This window comes from Undibacterium sp. Ji22W (assembly GCF_049340305.1).
In the GTDB taxonomy this organism is placed as follows: Bacteria; Pseudomonadota; Gammaproteobacteria; order Burkholderiales; family Burkholderiaceae_D; genus Undibacterium.
Genome location: NZ_JBMPOU010000002.1, coordinates 286,128 through 301,372, shown reverse-complemented (window position 1 = coordinate 301,372; position 15,245 = coordinate 286,128). Strand labels below are relative to the sequence as shown.

Sequence of the window (15,245 nt, the reverse complement as noted above, 5' to 3'; positions counted from 1 at the left end):
ACTTGCGATGTTGCGTCAGTGGTGGCTAAGCTAGTTTAGTTTGTATTGTTTGCTTATTTAATCTAGTTAGTAGCAGTGGCTTGTGCGGCGGCTTTCGCTAATTGTGCTTCGATGGCCGCGACGACCTCGCGTTTATGCTGATCATCTTCCGCACACATAGGGAAACCGAGTTGGTAACGTGCCGACAGGTAAGCAGCTGCAACAGCCCGTGACAGATTACGAATACGTCCGATATACGCCGCACGTTCAGTGACCGAGATCGCACCGCGTGCATCGAGCAAGTTGAAAGTATGTGCTGCTTTCAAAATCATTTCGTAAGCGGGTAAAGCCAAAGATTTTTCAGTGACTGTTTCTGTAATTTCTAATAAGCGTTTCGCTTCAGATTCGTAATTGCCGAACAGAGAAAACAAGAAATCCGTATTCGAATATTCGAAATTGAAAGTGGATTGTTCCACTTCGTTTTGGTGGAATACATCACCATACGACAAGCGCACAGTTTTGCCATTTTCTTCTCGCTCAGTCCAGACTAAATCGTAGACGTTTTCTACGCCCTGCAAATACATCGCCAGACGTTCGATGCCGTAAGTGATTTCACCGAGAATAGGTTTGCAATCTAGGCCGCCGACTTGCTGGAAGTAAGTAAATTGCGTCACTTCCATGCCATTTAGCCAGACTTCCCATCCCAAGCCCCACGCGCCCAGTGTTGGGTTTTCCCAATCATCTTCTACAAAGCGAATATCGTTTTGTTGCAAATCCAAGCCTAAGGCCTTCAAAGAGCCAAGGTAGAGATCCAGAATATTTTCTGGTGCTGGTTTCAGTACGACTTGGTATTGATAGTAGTGCTGCAAGCGATTCGGATTTTCGCCATAGCGTCCATCTTTAGGGCGGCGTGATGGTTGCACATAGGCTGCGCGCCAAGGCTCAGGGCCAATCGCGCGTAAAAAAGTACCTGTGTGTGAAGTCCCCGCACCCACTTCCATATCAATCGGTTGCAACAACGCGCAACCTTGTTTGTCCCAATAGTCTTGTAAAGTCAAAATGATTTGTTGAAAAGTGAGCATAGCTCTTCTGCCTTTTTTGCTGGATGGTGACTTAATTCGCTCGCACAGGAATCGACATTGCCGCACGGAATTAAGGAATTTATAAACCTTTAATTTTAACCTTTTTTTGTCATGATTCGACGGCTTTACCCTAGCTTTTCACTCTAATTCCATGCTTTTTCTAGGAACTTTTCTAAACCTGTCGTCAAGCTGCATCTCAAAGAAGTTTTTTTTGTCAGTTAGCCTATACTTTCGAGACTCTGGCGCGAAGCACTTTTGCCTTGGCTCAAGTGTTACCTTAATCAATAAATTGCCTGCGGTGCTTATACGTTGGTTCTCCTTTTTTATTATTCATTATTCATTGTTCATTGTAGGGATAGGCATGAAAAATCTGTATTTGTCACTTAAGTCATGGGGTGTAGGTACATCTTTACTGATTAGCTTGGCTGGGATCTCATTGCTTTCTCAAGCACAGGAAGCCGTTTTGGAAGTTAAGACTGGTACCCAGGTGACACAATGGAGCCGCGAAAGACTTTTGGCAGAAGCGGTCAATATCTCCATCGCAAAAGACTCTGCTTATCAACGCAGCATGCATTACCGTGCCGTACCGTTCTCCAAATTGATGCCCGATGCTGGTCAATATAGCTCGGTGCAATTTGTTGCTTTGGACGGCTTTGTGGCGAACATCGCGGGTCGTGATTTGGTGGGGGCAGGGCAGCCATACCTCGCGGTCGAAATGCCGGACCAAGCTTGGCCATCAGTTAAACCAGATAATCCTGCTAACACTGCCAGTGCAGGTCCCTTCTATTTGGTGTGGTTAAACCCGACCGCAGGCAAAATCACGAATGAACAATGGCCGTACCAAGTTGTCAAAATCAGCGTTGAATTGCCTTTACAGCAAAGACATCCGCAGATCGTTCCACTGCCTAAGTCACAAGCTGGCTATACCCAAGCAATGCGTGGCATGCAGGTCTATATCAAAAATTGTGCGGTGTGCCATACGATGAATGGCGGCGGTGATGCCGCAATCGGGCCAGATTTGAATCTGCCGTTTAATCCGACTGAATACTTGCGTGAGCCGTTTTTGCGCCAGCTAATACGCCAGCCGGGATCCGTCCGTAGCTGGAAACAGTCCTTAATGCCGAGGTTCGATGAACAAACTCTCTCTAAGCAAGAGCTCGATGACTTAGTCACCTATTTGAAGCGCATGGCGAGCCAGCGTAAATCAAAATAAAAGCGGAAATAGCAAAAGCGAATGCGAAAGTCAGAGCAAATGACGATCTATTCCCCCTTTTTTGCAGTCTGTCGCAATCCACTGGAAGCGTCGAGGATGAATGCTTAGACTACAAACATCCGATAAGTACTCAGCAAAAAACAAAAAGCACTTATCGCTACAGGTAGTCATCAGTAATCATTCGGTAGTTAAAAAAGGGGAACTAAAATGAAAACTAATCAACGCAATATTTTTATCGCAATCGCTATTATTTTTACTCTGTTATTTTTGAGCTATCTATCTTTGGATACTTCACACATCGTCATCGACGGTGAAGAGATTGGTGATATCGGCGGTTTTGCCGGGTTCTTGATTGCTTGTGCGGTTGGGATCTGCGCGCTCTTCTTTGCTTTAAGTCTCACGGGTTTAATTTTGGCGGTAGTTGCCCTAGTAATGGTGGTTGTTTTAGGTGCGGTATTAGGTTCGTTCGCGCTCGCCTTATTGCCTTTGATGATTCCATTCTTGATTTTGTACGGCTTGTTCGCTTTGATTTCTCGTAGCTCACGTAAGAAAACTGTTTAAGCCAGACATACACGCATCGCAGCATTTCGTTAATCAAAGAGGAAATCATGTCTACATCTCATTTACGCCGTCACTTTTTGAGTTTGGCTTTACTCACGACCGCATTTACCGCGATGCCTGCCTCAGCCGACTGGAGTAGCTGGTGGGGCAAAGGTGTCGAAGGCTCTGGCAAGATTATCAAACAAGATCGCCCCGCCAAGGATTTTCGTGCGATACAGATATCCGTACCCGGCAAAGTGGAATTAAAGCAAGGTACGCAGGAGGGCGTGCAGATAGAAACCGATGACAATATTCAAGCGCTATTGGAAGTGGTAGTCGAAGGCAATACTTTGAAAATTCGCTCTAAAGAAAAGAACGTCTATCCAAAAACACGCAATCTTGTGGTTGTCGTGAACTTCAAAAATTTGGATGACTTTGCCTTAGAAAGCTCTGGCAGCGTGAAGAGCGACAGAATTGTCAGTACCGATCTGAAATTGCGGATAGGCGGTTCCGGCGAGATGGAAGTGACTGACCTCAAAGCAGAGACTCTGAAAGTGGCGATTGGTGGCAGCGGCAACTTCACAGCACGTGGAAGTGTGCCACAGATTTCCGGTTCAATTGGTGGTTCGGGCGAATTGGATCTCTCCCGTTTAGCCGCGAAAGATGTGCGTATCAGCATCGGTGGTTCAGGTTCAGTACAAACCTGGGTAAGTGACAATTTAAACGTCAGTATTGGTGGTTCGGGCAATGTCAGCTATTACGGCGATCCACGTGTGAATAAATCGATTGGTGGTTCCGGCAGTGTCACGCGCAAAGGTGCGCAGCCATAATTTTGTTTTCGTGAATGCAGACTATCGTGGTGGTATCTGAGTATAGATTCTCACATTGATAGTCTGCTCTCGTTCTTAGATCAGAGCTACCTCTTAGCACACTGGCCGTGGATTGTGAGTTACCTGTCAACCATCGCCATTCTTTCTGGACTATAACGCGACCCCGCCACTTGGCTTAGCGCCTTTTCTAACTGCGCCATTTCTTCTTGATTCAACTGAATTTTGGTTGCGCCGACATTTTCTTCCAAATAGCTTCGACGCTTAGTTCCAGGGATGGCGACGATGTCGTCACCTCGTTGCATCACCCAGGCGAGGGCAATTTGTCCCGCAGTGACTTGCTTACTGTGCGCGAGCTTGTGAACGGCTTGTGCCGCTTGCATATTGAGATCAAAATTCTCTCCCTGCAAGCGTGGATCAAGATGACGAAAGTCGCTTTCTGGATATTCCTCGGCACGTTTCATATTACCGCTTAAAAAACCGCGTCCCAATGGCGCGAATGGTACCAGACCAATTCCGAGCTCACGCAAGACCGGTAACACATCGAGCTCAAGATTGCGTTCCCATAAAGAATACTCACTCTGCAGCGCACTGATGGGATGCACCGCATGGGCTCGCCGGATATTGCTGACACCAGCTTCTGATAAACCTAAATACAAAACCTTACCTTCTTTGACCAAATCTGCCATAACGCCAACGACATCTTCAATGGGCACTTCGGGGTCGATACGGTGTTGATATAGCAAATCGATGTAATCCGTATTGAGCCGCTTTAAGCTGCCTTCGACGACTTCACGAATCTGGTGTGGATCGCTGCTTACTCCGGTCACCTCACCTTCTTCGATACGAAAACCAAACTTGGTCGCCAATACAACTTCCTGGCGACGGCCTCGTAGTGCTCGGCCTAAAAATTCTTCGTTGCGATATGGACCGTACACCGCCGCTGTGTCCAAAAAATTTACGCCCAATTCCAACGCGCGATACAAAGTCGCAACCGCCTCAGCATGATCTACCTGACCATAAGCATCGTCGCTCATTCCCATGCAACCAAGTCCGATTGCGGAGACACTCAAGCCCTGCGTACCAAGGCGACGTTGTCGAAGCAGTGTGGTGTTCATGCGCGTCCTTATTTAAGAATGTGGAGTGCGAAAGTGTAATCCAATTTTCTTTAGGCGATATTTTCTCGGTGCAAAGCACAGATCCAGGTGGTTACATAGCTGAGTTATAAGGAGTAAAGATTTTCTGGCGGGAGCCCAATGGAGGTCCAATGCGCACCTGCGCGGTTAACAAAAGCTTTTGACTAAGTCTTGATAAGTCTCTGACTAGATTATTTGGCTAGTCAGTTTTTGGTTTGTTGTTTCTCGACCAAAGTCATCTCTATGTCCTCAATAAAACAAGAGTGTCCTGGCGCTATTCAGGCACAATCCAACAGTATTTTTCAATTAACCGACTGGAGAAATCATCTTGAAATCGACATCGCAGTTTATCCCAAAAAGTTTGCGACCTTTTGGTCTGGCAATGGCAATCGCTACTGCTTTCAGTAGCGCCGCTTTTGCTGCAGACAGCGAATTGAAACTCGCTATCGCCAAAAATTACAACGCGCAACTCAAACCCTTGTTCGAGTATTTTCACCAAAACCCCGAACTGTCTTTTATGGAGACCAACACCTCCGCCAGACTCGCCAAAGAATTACGCGCGGCCGGCTTTGAAGTGACGGAAGGTGTAGGCAAAACTGGTGTAGTGGCGATGCTAAAAAATGGGCCAGGCCCTCTGGTCATGTTACGCGCTGATATGGATGGTCTGCCACTCGAAGAAAAAACGGGTTTATCCTACGCCTCGAAAGTGCAGCAAAAAGATCCCGACGGTAAACTACAAAACGTGATGCACGCCTGTGGTCATGATGTGCATATCACTAGTTTAGTCGGCACTGCGGTACAAATGGCCGCACGCAAAAATCAATGGTCGGGTACGTTGATGTTGGTTGGTCAGCCGGCAGAAGAGCGCGTTGGTGGTGCCGCGTTGATGATGAAAGATCAGATTTGGAAACGCTTCGGCCAGCCTAAATATGCGCTTGCCTTCCACGTCGATTCTGGCTCGGAAGCGGGCAAGATCACAGCAGAAGAAGGTTCGCCCTATTCAGGTGTCGATACGGTAGAAATTATTGTGCACGGCGTTGGTACGCATGGCGCCTATCCACATTTGGGCAAAGATCCCGTGGTGATCGGCGCGCAAATTGTAATGGCCCTGCAAGCCATCGTCACACGTGAAGTCGCGCCGCGTGAGCCAGCGGTGATCACGGTAGGTTCCTTCCATTCAGGCACGAAATCCAACATCATTTCCGACGAGGCAAAGCTGCAATTAAGTGTGCGCAGTGAAAGCAAAGAAACGCGCGCCTTACTGCTGTCCGCTATTAAGCGCGTTGCGATTAATACAGGGCGTGCCGCAGGCTTGCCAGAAAATCTCTTGCCGGAAGTATTTGAACGCGACACGCCAACACCGCCAACGCTCAATGACATTCCCTTAACTCAGCACTTGAAAAAAGTCTGGACTGAAAAACTAGGTAAAGACGCTTTTTCTAAACCGAAAATGCGCGACGGTATGGGGGCGGAGGACTTCCCATTCTTCGTCAGTGATCCGTATATTCCTAGCGTGTATTTTTCCATCGGTGGAACACCTAAGGAAGACTTTGAACGAGAAAGCAAAGGCGGGCCAGCGGTGCCGGGTCATCACAGTCCAATCTTCAAAATTACACCTGAGCCGGCAGTGCGAGCTGGAGTGGAAGCGAGTGTGATTGCTTTGATGGATTTGTTGAAGAAATAGTAGACGGGTCTTAGATATCCAAGCCGCTTGATGATTTTTATCGAGCGGCTTTTTTTGTGTTAAAAGGATTTAAAATTTGTGTTCGAGATTCAAAGATAACTTGCGATAGACGGGGCTGAAGGAATTGCTTGATGTGCGTAAATCTGAGAACCGTTGTTCTGACAAAGACAGCGATTGGCGTTTCAGTAGATTATCAACAGAAGCACGTAAGAGTGTCTTCTGATTCAATTTCCATAAAAAATACAAATCAAGTTCAAGCGGTGTTGTCGAGAAGCTGCGCTCACTAGCGCTGGTTTGCTGCCAATGGCTATCGCTATAGCGGAGGTTGTATCCTAAAGTTAGAGGTAAATTCTTGGCACGAAAATCCATACTCAGTTTCGCGTTGACAGTATTCGGGCTTAGAATATTATCCGGCGCCGGAAGATAATAAACCTTAGACCAATTTTTATTGAGGTCAAAACTGATATCTATATTCGGGGCACCTTCGATGAAGCACTTGAGCGGAAATTGTGTGTCGAATTCTAAGCTTTTACTGATGGCATCACCCGCATTGATAAAAGTTCGCCACCATGCATCTGCGTAAAAACTGATACTTTCCCTATGTAAATCTGAAATTCTGCGAAATTTGCTGCGGATCGTATAGTTCCACTCATTGTTCCCATTATGTTCATACGCAGCATCGAGTGACCACGCTAATTCTGATCGTAAGGCCGGATTTCCTCGAAAATTTGTCGATAGAATAGAATTGTTCAGAGACTTATAAATTGGTGATACCAAGAGAATTTCCGCAGGCGCCTGAAAACTTCTAGACAAGCCTAAACGTAGGCGATCGGTGTTATCTGGATTGAGTTGCCATAAGCCTTGAACAATGGGGCTGAGTATAGTCGATTGATGCTGCAACTTTTCCTGTAGCGTGCCATTGCTCACTATTTTGATTGACTCCCAACGCAAGCCGAAATAGGCGGATGATTGTTTGCGAAATCTCCATTCATCTTGAATGAAGAAGGCAACTTTATCGATAACAGCGCGGGTGGCTTGAAAATCCTCAGTCGTTGAAACAGGTAAATAATTCCATTGTGTTTCTTTCCTGTGAGTATCGTCTAGGGATTTTGAAGCAGTCCAGCCACCGACAATATCATGTGCTTCGCTGCTTGGCGCTGTGATTTTTCCAGTGTTGTTGTAGGCGCTTGTCTTGCGATGAGTGTAGACATTCCGATCAAAAAAGGATTTGTCTCGTGGATCGAATGTTCGGTCTTTGGAAGTGCTCGCGCTTGTGGATAAATTGACGCCTGCAATAATATCGAGCTTCAAGTCACCCGTACTGCTTAAGACGCGTAAGCTTGTATTTCCAAAGTTGCTATCGCTTCGATAATCCCGTAATATTTTTCCGATTGGGAGGGGCGATCCCAATTGAAAATCATATTCCGACTTGCTCATGAAACCAACACGATTAAGTATCAGTGACGAGGTTGAGGTGAGTGTCGTGCCAGCCTCAGAGTTGTAGTTAACGCGTGGATTGATACGGAGCGAGTATGCGTTAGCATCTCTCCTCATTATCTGCACGTATTTTTGAGTGGTTTGGTTTGTATCATCAAGAAAATCGTTAGCAATAAATGTTGGTCCAGATAGTGTTCCGCCACTATCCCTTATGTTGAGCGATAAAGAATAAGATAGATTTTTATGCTTATCGGATGCGAGCCATTCGAGTCCGCTGGTAGTTTTATAACTATTTGCAATATTCGCTTTAATCTGTGCCTGCGTGTTGCTCGGCACCCTCTTCAAAACAATATTAATTGTCCCCGCCATTGCTTGACTACTGAACTGTGCGTTACCGCCGCGATAGATTTCTACTCTATCAATGATATTCATGGGCAAGTCGGTAATCGCAATGCCACGCGGCGGTTCGCCATCAATTAAAATTTGTGTGTAACCCGCATTCATGCCCGGCAGCTGTAGCTGATCTTTAACGACAAGAACACCTGGAACCCGTTTCATTGCGTCGTTAATATTGGTGTCGCCAAAGCGCATTAATACTTCATTCGTAATAACCGTCTTTGCTGCGGTATCACGCTTAGCATTATCGACTTCGCTCTTAGCTTTGATGTCGACTTGTTGTGGCTTGTCTTTTGTTTCTACTGGGCTTACTTTTATCTCTGGCGTGACCTCCTTGCTCTCTTGTGCATGTGTCGATGTAATTGAAGACAGAAATAGAAAACCTGAGGTGGATAGGATAGAAAATTGGCTTGCGAGTGTTGGCATGAGATGTCGGCGTGATTGAGGCTATTTTTCAATTCACTATTTTCTTTCATGCATGCAAAACGGTCAATTTTTAATTACTATTTTTATAGGAGGTCACTTTTTTTGCGTTTGGCCGAATTTAATTGATTTTGCTTAATTCACTTCATCCAACATCGCGTCACCCAAATGCTCAATATCACCCCAACTGATCAATGATAGGCGTCCGCCTTGGTAGGAAAAACGATTGATGCTCGCGTTGAAAATCGTAATCGTGCGTTCGGCATTTAAGGGTAAATTCATCGCGGCGCGATACGCACATTCGAGTACGCCGCCGTGGGCGACTAAGGCGATTTTTTGACCCGCGAATTGTTCTGCGTAATGCACAATACAGTTTAATGTTCGATGCTGAAATTCACGGATGCTTTCGCCAACATTCTTGCTGTCATCAGGTTTCGGCGGGAAATGAAAATCAGGGTCACGCAGACGCCAGTGTGCGTATTCTTCGGGGTAAATTTCTGGTAATTCGCTATACAACTTACCTTCAAAATCACCAAAGCAACGTTCGCGTAATGCTGCATCAATGCGGGTTGGCAAGCCTTGCAGTCTAGCGATTTCGCCGGCGGTTTGTATGGCGCGTTGTAAGTCGCTGGAGATAATCGCAGTGAGTTTCTCTTGTTGCAAACCTGTGGCCAAGGCTTTTGCTTGGCGACGTCCTTCGGCATTTAGCGGGATATCTAAATGCCCTTGTAATTTGCGTACAGCATTCCAGGCGGTTTCGCCGTGGCGTATTAATAAAATTTCGGTCACGCTGATTTTTCTGATTTTTCTGACTTGGATTTGGTTTGTAACCAGAAGGTCACCGGGCCATCATTGGTGAGCGAGACTTGCATGTCCGCGCCAAATTGGCCGGTCTCAACTGCCGCATGTTTGCTGCGTGCCTGCGCAACAAAATAGTCAAATAATTGTTTACCCAATTCAGGTGGTGCGGCGGGTGTGAATGAGGGGCGGGTACCGGATTGCGTGTCGGCTGCCAAGGTGAATTGGGGTACTAACAACAAGCCACCTTGCACGTCAGTGACGCTGCGATTCATCTTGCCAGCTTCATCGGAAAATACACGATAGCTAAGCAATTTCGTTAGTAATTGCGCAGCATCTTTTTCTGTGTCATGGCGTTCAGCGCAAATCAGCACCATCAAACCTGCATTAATGGCGCCTATCGTTGCGCCCTCAACGACAACACTGGCCTGCGTAACTCTTTGCAGTAAAGCGATCATGCCGTCAACGTCACTTTTGCGAATTTACGCTTACCGACCTGCAGTACAACCGTGCCAGCTTGGACTTGACATTGTTTATCGCTGATCACTGCGCCATCAATGCGTACACCACCTTGGTCAACCATACGCATGGCTTCAGAGGTGGAGGCGCACAGATTTGCTTGCTTCAACAATTGTGCGATACCGACGGGTGCGCCGCTCAATGTGATTTCAGCGATGTCGTCGGGAATCCCACCTTTAGAGCGATTGACGAAATCCGCCAAGGCATCTTCTGCCGCTTGTTTGCTGTGGAAGCGCGTCACGATTTCTTGGGCGATGGCGACTTTGATATCGCGCGGGTTTTGTCCTTCTGCGACGGATTTCTTGTATTGTGCGATTTGTTCTAAAGAGCAGAATGAGAGCAAATCATAGTAACGCCACATCATTTCGTCAGAAATGCTCATGACTTTGGCAAACATCGTATTTGCTGGCTCAGTAATCGCAATGTAATTGTTCTTGGACTTGGACATCTTTTCGACGCCATCCAAGCCTTGTAATAGAGGCATGGTCAAAATACACTGCTGCTCTTGACCATAATCTTTTTGTAATTCGCGACCTACCAGCAAGTTAAATTTTTGATCAGTGCCACCCAGCTCCAGATCTGCATGCAAGGCGACAGAGTCGTAACCTTGCATTAATGGATACAAGAATTCATGCACAGAAATTGGCGTGCCTGCCTTAAAGCGCTTGGTGAAATCATCGCGTTCCATCATGCGTGCCACGGTGTATTTTGATGACAATTGAATTAAGCCACGGGAGCCAAGTGGATCGCACCATTCAGAGTTGTAGCGAATTTCAGTTTTGCTTGCATCTAAGACTAACGATGCTTGCTTGAAGTAGGTCTGGGCGTTGGCTTCGATTTGCTCGCGGGTCAAGGGTGGACGCGTAGCATTGCGGCCGGATGGATCACCAATCATGGAGGTGAAGTCGCCGATCAGGAAAATGACCGTGTGTCCCAAATCTTGCAGTTGGCGCATTTTATTTAGCACCACGGTGTGACCAAGATGTAAATCCGGGGCTGTAGGATCAAGTCCTAGTTTAATACGTAATGGCTTGCCCGATTTTTCGCTGCGCGCGAGTTTTTGCGCGAATTCGGATTCAATCAAGAGTTCATCCACGCCACGCTTGGTAACTGCTAATGCATGCTGCACCGCATCGGAAAGTGGCAAAAGAGTGGTCGCGCCTGGCGCTTTGTCATTGTGTTGTGGCGAAGTCATGATTTATTCAGCTAATTAATTAAACAAAATATTTAAACGAAATATTTAAACAAAATTCAAGATGGATCAAACGAGATCAAATAAGATTAAAAAGTTTTGTAACAGAGCTAGCGAAAAAAGTGCGCTCCTCGCATAATCGGCAGCTTGCATTATTCGCCGTTTGCTTTACAATCAGGCGACAATTTTTAAGCCCCACCTTAAGCTAATAAAAATAAAAGGAGTGGGTTTGCTAACACTCTGTTAACTGCCAGCCCCAAGATCCGGCAGCGAAACATCAATTTTAACTTATTGCATGCGTTTATCCGATAAATTCCGTCATTTAGCTGCAACTACACAAGTTAAAGCCCAGTCTTTGATTGCAATCAGTATTGCGAATTTGCGCGGTATGCGTGCTTCGCGTGTGATTCCTTTCACTGGCCTGTTCTTTGCTGTGTGTGCAGTCGGTGCGGTCGGTGTTGCTCCTTTAGCACCTGACGCCGCCAATCTTCCTGTTAAAACAATTAGTCAAGAATTGCAGATGCCATCTTTGGATGAGCAAATTTCTAAGATTATTTTGCAACAACAGCATTATGTCAAAGAAGAAAAGATTCAGCGTGGCGATAGCCTTGCATCGTTATTGCAGCGTTTGGGCGTCGATGACGTGAATGCTGCAAACTTCTTGAAAACAGATCCTGTCGCACGCAGTGTCTTACAAGCCCGCGCTGGCAAATCTATTCGTGTGAAGACTACCGATGAAGGTACGCTAGAGTGGTTGCGAGTAGGTTTAGATGGCAACGACAATGGCGCTAAGACTTTATTAGTGTCACGCAATGAACAAAATGGCTTTAAAGCGACGGAGGTCGTTGAGCAGTTAGAGCGCCGTATAGAAATGCGTTCAGGTGATATTCAATCGTCCCTTTTCGTGGCAACGGATAAAGCTTTAATTCCAGCACCAATTGCTGATCAAATCGTCAAAATGTTTGAAACCAGTATTGATTTTCGTCGTTTACAGCGTGGCGACTATTTCAATGTGGTGTACGAAACATTTTGGTTGAATGGTGAACTAGTTAAAACGGGTCGTTTGTTATCCGGTGAATTTAAAAATTCTGGCAAATTAGCGCAAGCGGTCTGGTTTGATGAAGGCGCTGGCGAAGGTGGTTACTATAGTTTTGATGGTAAGTCTTTGAAAAAAGCTTTCTTGAAATCACCGTTGGAATTCTCTCGCGTATCGTCTGGTTTTTCTATGCGTGTCCATCCGATTTCCGGTAAATGGAAACGTCATACAGGCATTGATTTTGCAGCAGTCAGCGGTACACCGATTCGTGCTTCCGCCGATGGTACGATTGAACATGCAGGTCCACAAGGCGGTTACGGCAATATGGTCATCGTCAAGCACTGGAATGGTTACAGTACCGCGTATGCGCACATGAGTCGTTTTGCACCGGGTTCACGTAAAGGCACGCGCGTCAGTCAAGGTCAAGTGATTGGTTATGTGGGCTCTACAGGGTGGTCAACTGGACCGCATCTGCATTATGAATTCCGTGTGAATAATGAACCACGTGATCCGAATACCATCAGCGTACAAAGCGCTGCTGCACTGGCAGCACATGAATTGACGCGTTTCAGAGTGGTCGCTGCAGACATGGGGCATCGTTTTGATTTACTGCGACCAGAACGAAACTCAGCAGCGTTGATGGCGGCGCGCTAAATTCTCAAGTTGTAAAAAGCCGAACCTAGTTCGGCTTTTTTATTGTCAAAAATTTAGAATTGATTGCTGCAGTAAAAACATAGAACTGACAAATTCAATGAATCTCAAAAATTACATAGGCCTGATGTCAGGTACCAGCTTGGATGGGGTCGATGGTGTATTGGTCGCCTTACCTGACAGTGCAGGAGAATATAATCACGCCGCCATGCAGCTATTGGCGAGCGCGCATATTCCATTTTCTGCAGAATTGAAACAGCAAGCGATGAGCTTACAGCAAGCTGGCGACAATGAAATTGAACGCGAAGCTTTGTTAGCAAATCAATTAGCCAGTATTTACGCCCAATGCGTGGCGGTATTGTGCCGACAACATCCGACTTTACACATTCAAGCGATAGGTGTGCACGGACAAACGACACGACATAGGCCTGAATTAGGCTTCACCCGTCAAACTAATAATCCCGCTCTATTGGCTGAATTGACTGGAATTGATGTGATCGCTGATTTTCGCAGCCGTGATATTGCTGCCGGTGGGCAGGGCGCACCGCTGGTGCCTGCCTTTCATCGTGCGGTGTTTGCTAAGACGGGAGAGTGCCGCGTGGTGTTGAATATCGGAGGCATCAGTAATATCAGTGTGTTGCATGCGGATGGTCGCACCACAGGATTTGATACCGGCCCCGGCAACGTCTTGATGGACGTTTGGATACAGCAGCATCAGGGCTTAGCCTATGACGCGAACGGTGTCTGGGCAGCGCAAGGTAAACCTGACCAGCAGTTATTGGCTAACCTGAGTGACGAAGTTTTCTTGCGTCAATCTCCACCGAAAAGTACAGGGCGTGACCTTTTTCATCTAACGTGGTTGCAACAAAAATTGCAAGCTTTTGCGCACCTCGCTGCGGTCGATGTGCAAGCGACTCTATGTGCGTTTACCGCCCAAAGTATTACGGACGCAATACGTCAGTTCGCGCCAGAATGTACCGCTGTCTACGTGTGTGGCGGCGGCGCATATAATGCCAGCCTGATGCACGCTTTAGCACAGGCTCTGCCGCAAGTGCATTGGGATACTACTGAGATTCTCGGCGTTGAAGTTCATCATGTAGAAGCACTCGCCTTTGCCTGGTTGGCGCAACGATTTGTTCAGCGTCAGTCAGGCAATCTTAGCGATGTTACCGCAGCGCGTGGTGAACGAATTCTCGGTGCTTTATACCCTGCATAATTGACTCGGACGGATAAATCGTATGACAAATAAATTCCTCTATATTGCCGACCCTATGTGCTCCTGGTGCTACGGATTTAGTCATGAGTTACAGAAGTTTTTAGCGGAAATTCCCGATGTTGAACTTGATATCGTATTGGGTGGATTACGCGCTTACAACACGCAGCGCATGGATGCGGATCAACGTGAAATGATTTTGTCGCACTGGGAAAAAGTGCGACAAGCGAGTGGATTACCGTTTGATATGACAGGTCTTGATAAGCCTGATTTTATCTATGATACCGAACCAGCATGCCGGGCAGTGGTTACCGCAAAAATCTTAACGGAAGACTTGCCGACTAAGATTAACTTCGCAGTTTTTCAGGCAATACAGCAGGCGTTTTATGCTGAAGCTAAAGATGTGACGAATGAAATGGTCTTAGCGGAAGTTGCAGTGCAAGCTTTGAATGCCTATGAAAACAGCGATGTTTTCGATGTTGTCAGCTTTTTAGAAACCTTGCGTTCCGCAGAAAGCAAAGACGAAACGCGTCAACATTTCGAGCAAGTTCAACGCTGGGGTGTACGCGGCTTTCCTATGTTGCTATTGGTGAAGGAAGACGGCTTGCATACCCTAAGTTCGGGCTATACCAAAGTGCAAGAGCTGACCGATAGTTTTCGAGATGTTCTTAAACGAACTTAGTTTTCAACTTGGTTTTCAATTTTATTCTCAACTTAATTATTTAAATCAAAAAATTCTGAATAAAGTATAAATATTCGTCAATTAAAATTAAACAAATAACATTGTTCGATATATAATTTCGCTTCAAAATTTTTTGAAAAACGTAAATCTAAAAAGATTGGAAATTCTCTAATGAAAAAAACTGTCTTATTGACTTCTTTGTTCGCGGTGTTTGCATTGTCTGGTTGCGCATCTATTTTGAACGACAAAACACAAGCGCTAGGAAACTAATGTGCTCCTATGAGAAAGCCCCTTAAAAACTATCAAGCCAGCTTTTTCATCTTTGGCACATTGTGGTCGTTAAAGTTCCAATGTGCGATTCCTTTGCTTTGATATTCAACAAAAGCATAGTAATAGTTTTCGAGAAATCCCCCTAATTTAGCTTTCCTATCCATTCG

At 46.1% G+C, this 15,245-nt stretch carries 13 protein-coding genes; 7 read left to right on the top strand and 6 right to left on the bottom strand.

The genetic code is table 11. The annotated features are described in order from the left end of the window. Positions 1–62: 62 nt before the first annotated feature. Positions 63–1,061 carry a glycine--tRNA ligase subunit alpha gene (gene glyQ / locus ACO0KW_RS08155; RefSeq protein WP_423052471.1) on the bottom strand — a complete coding sequence of 333 codons (999 nt, stop codon included), beginning with the start codon at positions 1,059–1,061 and terminating at the stop codon, positions 63–65. 361 nt (positions 1,062–1,422) lie between these two features. Here glyQ and ACO0KW_RS08150 point away from each other — a divergent pair, with 361 nt between their 5' ends. From ACO0KW_RS08150 to ACO0KW_RS08140, 3 genes are all read left to right on the top strand, one after another. Next, a complete protein-coding gene (locus ACO0KW_RS08150) occupies positions 1,423–2,274 on the top strand; it encodes a c-type cytochrome (protein ID WP_423052469.1) in 852 nt (283 codons plus the stop codon). Positions 2,275–2,481: 207 nt separating this feature from the next. Next, a complete protein-coding gene (locus ACO0KW_RS08145) occupies positions 2,482–2,835 on the top strand; it encodes a hypothetical protein (protein ID WP_423052467.1) in 354 nt (117 codons plus the stop codon). Between the two features lie 47 nt (positions 2,836–2,882). After that, positions 2,883–3,644: a head GIN domain-containing protein gene (locus tag ACO0KW_RS08140; RefSeq protein WP_423052465.1), complete on the top strand. Its 762-nt coding sequence runs from the start codon at positions 2,883–2,885 to the stop codon at positions 3,642–3,644. A 119-nt stretch (positions 3,645–3,763) separates the two neighbouring features. Here ACO0KW_RS08140 and ACO0KW_RS08135 read toward each other — a convergent pair whose 3' ends face one another. Next, on the bottom strand, positions 3,764–4,759 hold the full coding sequence (locus ACO0KW_RS08135) for an aldo/keto reductase (protein WP_423052463.1): 996 nt from the start codon (positions 4,757–4,759) through the stop codon (positions 3,764–3,766). Positions 4,760–5,105: 346 nt separating this feature from the next. Here ACO0KW_RS08135 and ACO0KW_RS08130 point away from each other — a divergent pair, with 346 nt between their 5' ends. Continuing rightward, on the top strand, positions 5,106–6,461 hold the full coding sequence (locus ACO0KW_RS08130) for an amidohydrolase (RefSeq protein ID WP_423052461.1): 1,356 nt from the start codon (positions 5,106–5,108) through the stop codon (positions 6,459–6,461). A 69-nt stretch (positions 6,462–6,530) separates the two neighbouring features. Here the strand turns inward: ACO0KW_RS08130 and ACO0KW_RS08125 are convergent, their stop codons facing one another. From ACO0KW_RS08125 to tyrS, 4 genes are all read right to left on the bottom strand, one after another. Further along, positions 6,531–8,720 carry a TonB-dependent receptor plug domain-containing protein gene (locus tag ACO0KW_RS08125; protein WP_423052459.1) on the bottom strand — a complete coding sequence of 730 codons (2,190 nt, stop codon included), beginning with the start codon at positions 8,718–8,720 and terminating at the stop codon, positions 6,531–6,533. A 132-nt stretch (positions 8,721–8,852) separates the two neighbouring features. Then, positions 8,853–9,506, bottom strand: coding sequence for a histidine phosphatase family protein (locus ACO0KW_RS08120; RefSeq protein WP_423052457.1), 654 nt, complete (start codon positions 9,504–9,506; stop codon positions 8,853–8,855). Beyond that, positions 9,503–9,973 (bottom strand): D-aminoacyl-tRNA deacylase, encoded by a 471-nt coding sequence (dtd, locus tag ACO0KW_RS08115; RefSeq protein ID WP_423052455.1) that lies wholly within the window; start codon positions 9,971–9,973, stop codon positions 9,503–9,505. Before dtd ends, ACO0KW_RS08120 begins: the two co-directional genes overlap by 4 nt. Continuing rightward, positions 9,970–11,229, bottom strand: a complete 1,260-nt coding sequence (gene tyrS / locus ACO0KW_RS08110) for a tyrosine--tRNA ligase (protein ID WP_423052453.1) — start codon at positions 11,227–11,229, stop codon at positions 9,970–9,972. The genes dtd and tyrS overlap by 4 nt, the downstream gene beginning before the upstream one ends. A gap of 292 nt (positions 11,230–11,521) precedes the next feature. On the opposite strand from tyrS, the gene ACO0KW_RS08105 reads away from it, so the two are divergent. The 3 genes from ACO0KW_RS08105 (at position 11,522) to ACO0KW_RS08095 (ending at position 14,808) form a co-directional block, all read left to right on the top strand. Further along, a complete protein-coding gene (locus ACO0KW_RS08105; RefSeq protein ID WP_423052451.1) occupies positions 11,522–12,916 on the top strand; it encodes a peptidoglycan DD-metalloendopeptidase family protein in 1,395 nt (464 codons plus the stop codon). 97 nt (positions 12,917–13,013) lie between these two features. Next, positions 13,014–14,129, top strand: coding sequence for an anhydro-N-acetylmuramic acid kinase (locus ACO0KW_RS08100; RefSeq protein ID WP_423052449.1), 1,116 nt, complete (start codon positions 13,014–13,016; stop codon positions 14,127–14,129). Between the two features lie 22 nt (positions 14,130–14,151). Beyond that, positions 14,152–14,808, top strand: coding sequence for a DsbA family protein (locus ACO0KW_RS08095; RefSeq protein WP_423052447.1), 657 nt, complete (start codon positions 14,152–14,154; stop codon positions 14,806–14,808). Positions 14,809–15,245 lie beyond the last annotated feature (437 nt).

What these genes read in the sequence shown, in the direction of transcription:
- glyQ (WP_423052471.1), bottom strand. Translation starts at nt 1,061, where the DNA reads ATGCTCACTTTTCAACAAATCATTTTGACTTTACAAGACTATTGGGAC.
- ACO0KW_RS08150 (WP_423052469.1), top strand. Translation starts at nt 1,423, where the DNA reads ATGAAAAATCTGTATTTGTCACTTAAGTCATGGGGTGTAGGTACATCT.
- ACO0KW_RS08145 (WP_423052467.1), top strand. Translation starts at nt 2,482, where the DNA reads ATGAAAACTAATCAACGCAATATTTTTATCGCAATCGCTATTATTTTT.
- ACO0KW_RS08140 (WP_423052465.1), top strand. Translation starts at nt 2,883, where the DNA reads ATGTCTACATCTCATTTACGCCGTCACTTTTTGAGTTTGGCTTTACTC.
- ACO0KW_RS08135 (WP_423052463.1), bottom strand. Translation starts at nt 4,759, where the DNA reads ATGAACACCACACTGCTTCGACAACGTCGCCTTGGTACGCAGGGCTTG.
- ACO0KW_RS08125 (WP_423052459.1), bottom strand. Translation starts at nt 8,720, where the DNA reads ATGCCAACACTCGCAAGCCAATTTTCTATCCTATCCACCTCAGGTTTT.
- dtd (WP_423052455.1), bottom strand. Translation starts at nt 9,973, where the DNA reads ATGATCGCTTTACTGCAAAGAGTTACGCAGGCCAGTGTTGTCGTTGAG.
- tyrS (WP_423052453.1), bottom strand. Translation starts at nt 11,229, where the DNA reads ATGACTTCGCCACAACACAATGACAAAGCGCCAGGCGCGACCACTCTT.
- ACO0KW_RS08105 (WP_423052451.1), top strand. Translation starts at nt 11,522, where the DNA reads ATGCGTTTATCCGATAAATTCCGTCATTTAGCTGCAACTACACAAGTT.
- ACO0KW_RS08100 (WP_423052449.1), top strand. Translation starts at nt 13,014, where the DNA reads ATGAATCTCAAAAATTACATAGGCCTGATGTCAGGTACCAGCTTGGAT.
- ACO0KW_RS08095 (WP_423052447.1), top strand. Translation starts at nt 14,152, where the DNA reads ATGACAAATAAATTCCTCTATATTGCCGACCCTATGTGCTCCTGGTGC.